Annotated in this window: 3 protein-coding genes; 1 reads left to right on the forward strand and 2 read right to left on the reverse strand. The window is 63.1% G+C overall.

Annotated features, from left to right (window positions below):
- Nucleotides 1-165 precede the first annotated feature (165 nt).
- Nucleotides 166-1,941, reverse strand: coding sequence for a sulfoacetaldehyde acetyltransferase (gene xsc / locus RBB16_RS20390; RefSeq protein ID WP_306047867.1), 1,776 nt, complete (start codon nucleotides 1,939-1,941; stop codon nucleotides 166-168).
- A gap of 87 nt (nucleotides 1,942-2,028) precedes the next feature.
- The gene (locus tag RBB16_RS20395) at nucleotides 2,029-3,510 is read right to left on the reverse strand and encodes a PLP-dependent aminotransferase family protein (protein ID WP_306047868.1); all 1,482 of its coding nucleotides are present in this window, start codon (nucleotides 3,508-3,510) and stop codon (nucleotides 2,029-2,031) included.
- Between the two features lie 161 nt (nucleotides 3,511-3,671).
- Here RBB16_RS20395 and RBB16_RS20400 point away from each other — a divergent pair, with 161 nt between their 5' ends.
- Entirely contained in the window at nucleotides 3,672-5,072 is a 1,401-nt protein-coding gene (locus tag RBB16_RS20400) for an aspartate aminotransferase family protein (RefSeq protein WP_306047869.1), read from the forward strand.
- Nucleotides 5,073-5,191: the final 119 nt, after the last annotated feature.

Raw genomic sequence — 5,191 nt, forward strand, 5'->3', positions numbered from 1 at the left:
GTTCGGGCGGGGCTGTCCATAGGGTTTGAGAGATTTTTTGCGGGCTTGCCCGATGTCGGGAAAATCAAGGCGGCGGTTCCGGATCACGGGCCTGCTAGTGCCCTAAATTCTAAGGAAAAGGACCGCGGATTACGCCGCGGTCCCTTGGCCTGAACAGGCCAGAGATCAGGCCGTTTTCTGTGGGCGCATGTCGGCGGCGTCGATGCCCGCCACGGCGACCGGTTTCTTCATCGCGTCGCGGCGGAAGGGTTCGCCAAGTTCCTGGTTGATCATCGCCTCGATCAGCGTGGTCTTGCCGGCCGCCTGATCCTTCAGCGCCTGTTGCAGCGCGTCAGAGAGCTCGTCCATGGTGCGCGCCACGACGCCCTGCAAGCCGCAGGCCTTTGCGATGCCGGCGTAGCTGACCTGTTCATCGAGTTCCGTGCCGACGAAATTGTCGTCATACCACAGGGTCGAATTCCGCTTCTCGGCCCCCCACTGGTAGTTGCGGAACACCACCTGCGTGATCGCGGGCCATTCGCCGCGGCCGATCGCCGTCAGTTCCGTGACCGCGATGCCGAAGGCCCCGTCGCCCGAGAAGCCCACGACCGGCGTATCCGGGCAGGCGATCTTGGCACCGACAACGGCGGGCAGGCCGTATCCGCAGGGGCCGAAGAGGCCGGGGGCAAGGTATTTGCGGCCTTCCTCGAAGGAGGGGTAGGCGTTGCCGATGGCGCAGTTGTTGCCGATGTCCGAAGAGATGATCGCCTCTTTCGGCAGGGCGCGCTGGATCGCACGCCAGGCCATGCGGGGGCTCATCCAGTCGGGCTTGTCGGCGCGGGCGCGTTCGTTCCAGCTGGTGCCGGGATCGTCATCTTCGTGATCCATGGAGGAGAGCTGTTGCGCCCAGGCCGATTTGGTCTGTGCGATACGCGCCTTGCGCTCGGCCCGGCCTTCGTCGCCTGCCGTGTCGGAGAGCTGCGCAAGGATCGACGTCGCGACTTTTTTCGCATCCCCCACGATGCCGACCGAGACCTTCTTGGTCAGGCCGATCCGGTCGGGATTGATGTCGACCTGGATGATCCTGGCGTTTTGCGGCCAATAGTCGATGCCATAGCCTGGCAGGGTCGAGAACGGGTTGAGACGGGTGCCCAGACACAGGACCACGTCCGCCTGGCTGATCAGTTCCATCCCGGCCTTCGATCCGTTGTAGCCAAGCGGCCCGGCAAAGAGCGGGTGAGAGCCGGGGAAGGCATCGTTGTGCTGGTAGCCGACGCAGACCGGCGCATCGAGACGTTCGGCCAGCGCCATGGAGGCGGGGATCGCGCCGCCCAGAACCACGCCCGCGCCGTTCAGGATCACCGGGAACTTGGCCTCGGACAGCAGGCGCGTGGCCTCGGTCACCGCATCCTCGCCGCCACCGGGGCGTTCGAATTCCACGATCGCGGGCAGGTCGATGTCGATCACCTGCGTCCAGTAATCGCGGGGCATGTTGATCTGCGCAGGGGCAGAGGCGCGCTTGGCGTTGATGATCACCCGGTTCAGCACTTCGGCCACGCGCGACGGGTCGCGCACCTCTTCCTGGTAGGCGACCATATCCTTGAAGGCGGCCATCTGTTCGACCTCCTGGAAGCCCCCCTGCCCCAGGGTCTTGTTGGCGGCCTGCGGCGTGACAAGCAGCAGCGGCGTGTGGTTCCAGTAGGCGGTTTTCACGGCGGTCACGAAATTGGTGATGCCGGGGCCGTTCTGGGCGATCATCATGCTCATCTTGCCCGACGCGCGGGTGTAGCCATCGGCCATCATCCCGCCCGAGCCTTCGTGGGCGCAGTCCCAGAAGGAAATGCCCGCCTGCGGGAACAGGTCGGAAATCGGCATGAAGGCGGAGCCGATAATGCCAAAGGCATCTTCGATCCCATGCATTTGCAGCACTTTTACAAAGGCTTCTTCGGTGGTCATTTTCATTGGCGGCATCTCCACGGAAAAGGATGGGCACTGTCTGTGCTTTGACGTCGGTTGTAGCGCCCTGCCCTGCCCCGCCGTTAGGGCCAGTTAGCGCGGCTCGCTATGGCCAAAGGCGGCGATCTCATCGGCGATCCGGCGGATGCCTTCGGGGATCTTTTCAGAGGGGATGGAACTGTAGGCCAACCGGTAGAACCGGCGGGCGTCATCCGCCGGGCTGAAAAAGCTGCGCCCCGGTTCTATGACCACGCCGCGATCATAAAGCCTGCGGGCCAGAATCTCGGTATCGACGCGCGGCGGGGCCGCCATCCAGAAGCTGGAGCCGCCGGTGGCAACCGCCCCTGAAATGGACAATCCATGGCGCTCGATCGCGGCGGCCATGACCGTGCGGCGAATCTCGTAGGCCTTTCGCATCCGGTTGATCTGCGCGTCGTAATGGCCGAGCGACAGGAAATAGGCGACGGTGCGCTGGATATGACCGGGCGGGTGGCGCAAGACCAGCGCCCTCAGCGCGCGCGCTTCGCGGATAAACTCCTCATCCGCCACGACATATCCCAGCCTCAGCCCCGGAAAGAGCGACTTGGAGAACGAGCCGATATAGATCACCGCCCCGGTGTCATCCATCGACTTCAACGCGGGCGACGGTGCGTTCTTGAAGGAGAGCTCGAATTCATAGTCGTCCTCGACCACCACGAACCCACGCTCGGTCGCAAGATCCAGAAGCCGCCTGCGGCGATCCACCGGCATGGTCATATTGGTCGGGCAATGGTGCGAGACGGTGGTAAAGACCACGTCCGTATCGGGCGGCAGCGCCTCGGGCGGCAAGCCCTCGTCATCCACGTCAATTGGCACCAGATGGCATCTGGTCTGGGTCAGGATCTCTCGCAAGCCGGGATAGGTCGGGTTTTCCAACACCGCCTTGCGCCGCTGCGTCAGCAGGATCTGTGCCGTCATCCACAGCGCGTTCTGCGCGCCCATGGTGATCAGGATTTCTTCCTTGCGGGCGGCGATCCCCCGGCGCGGCAGGATATGGCGCTGGATATGTTCCAGCAGGCGTTCGTCGTCTTCCTCGTAACGGTCGGCGGTCAGGATCTTGAAATCCTTCTGCCCAAGCGCCTGCAATCCGCATTGCCGCCAGGTCTGATGCGAGAAGAGCGACGGGTCCGCCTGCCCGTAGATGAACGGATAGGGGTATTCATGCCAGTTCAGCGGGCGCAGCGGCAGGGCCGGGCTGTCGAAGCGTTGGCCAATGGCCCGCGACCAGTCGATCCCCGGATTTTCCTTACGGTTGCTGAGATCGAATTCAGGCGGGGAAGGCGCCGTATCGGACACGAAATAGCCTGACCGCCCGCGCGAATTCAGGTAATCATCCGCTACCAGCTCGGTATAGGCATTGGTCACCGTAATCCGGCTGATCCCCAGATGAATGGCCAGTTTCCGGCTGGATGGCAGCTTTTCGCCGGGCCTGAAACGCCCGGACAGAATGCCCTCTGCCACCAGCCTTTGCACCTTCTGCTGAAGGGTTCCTTCGGCCTGGGCATCGAGAAAGAAGGATTCCACCGGGATGGGCACGGCTGGACTTAACCTCTGGTTAGCTCTGGTCACACCACATGCGCGGGGCACAGGGTGCTTGTCAATCCACTGGCGCTATGCATGGATAGGCTCTGGCCCTATCTGACACAGGCGCAACCCGGCACTGTGACCCCAGAGACCGTTTTCCGGTGGAGAGAGATATGAACACCCCCTTCAATCCCAATGATATCAGCCATGTGATCGAGGCGGATCGCGCCAATGTCTGGCACCATCTGATCCAGCACAAACCCTTTGAAACCGGCGAACCCCGGATCATCGTCGAGGGCAAGGGCATGCGGGTCTGGGATGCCCATGGCAAGGAATATATCGACGCCGTCTCCGGCGCTGTCTGGACCGTGAACGTGGGCTATGGCCGCAAGCGCATTGCCGATGCCGTCCATGAGCAGCTCATGAAGATGTGCTATTTCGCCCAGGCCGCAGGCTCCATTCCCGGCGCGCTTTTTGCCGAGAAGCTGATCGAGAAAATGCCGGGCATGTCCCGCGTCTACTACACCAACTCCGGCTCCGAGGCGAACGAGAAGGCCTTCAAGATGGTGCGCCAGATCGCGCACAAGAAATACGGGGGGCAAAAGACCAAGATCCTCTACCGCGACCGCGACTATCACGGCTCCACCCTTGCCGCGATGTCGGCGGGCGGGCAGGATGAACGCAACATGCAATACGGCCCCTTCGCCCCCGATTTCGTGCGCGTCCCCCATTGCATGGAATACCGCAAAGAGGAACTGGGCTTGGGCCATCTCTCGGGCCGGGACTTCGGCATTGCCGCCGCGAACCAGATCGAGGAGGTGATCCTGCGCGAAGGCCCGGAAACCGTCGGCGCGCTCTGCCTCGAACCCGTGACAGCAGGCGGCGGCGTCATCGAAGCGCCCGAAGGCTACTGGGACCGCGTGCAGGAGATTTGCAAGGAATACAACGTCCTGCTCCATATCGACGAGGTCGTCTGCGGCGTGGGCCGGACCGGCACCGAATGGTTCGGCTACCAGCATTACGGCATCAAGCCCGACTTCGTGACCATGGCCAAGGGCGTCGCCTCCGGCTATGCGGCCATCGCCTGCATGGTGACGACGGAAGAGGTGTTCGATCTGTTCAAGACCGACCCCACGGACAAGCTGAACCATTTCCGCGACATCTCCACCTTCGGCGGCTGCACCGGCGGCCCGGCGGCGGCGCTGGAGAACATGGCGATCATCGAGGAAGAGGGCCTGCTGGAAAACTGCACCCAGATGGGCGCCCGGATGATCGGCAACCTCAGGGCGCTGATGGACAAGCACCAGATCATCGGAGACGTGCGCGGCAAGGGGCTTTTCCTGGGCGCGGAACTGGTGAAAGACCGCGAGACCAAGGAACCGGTCGAGGAAAAGGACGTAATGGCCGTGGTCGCGGATTGCGCCGCGCAGGGCGTCATCATCGGCTCCTCCAACCGCTCGATTCCGGGGCGCAACAACGTGCTGTGCTTCAGCCCCGCGCTGATCGCCACGGCAGAGGATATCGACGCGATCACCGATGCGGTGGACAAGGCGCTGACCAAGGTTTTCGGCTGATCCGATCGCCCGACAGCGGTCCCAAAGGCCCCGGCGTGCGACAGCGCTCCGGGGCTTTTTTGCGCCCGGAACACCCCGGTGCCATGCGTGCACCCCCTGTACACCCCCCGTACACCCCC

The organism is Nioella sp. MMSF_3534 (assembly GCF_030732985.1).
GTDB lineage: Bacteria > Pseudomonadota > Alphaproteobacteria > Rhodobacterales > Rhodobacteraceae > Nioella.

Coding starts and splice junctions, on each gene's coding strand:
- RBB16_RS20400 (WP_306047869.1), top strand. CDS start 3,672: ATGAACACCCCCTTCAATCCCAATGATATCAGCCATGTGATCGAGGCG.
- xsc (WP_306047867.1), bottom strand. CDS start 1,941: ATGAAAATGACCACCGAAGAAGCCTTTGTAAAAGTGCTGCAAATGCAT.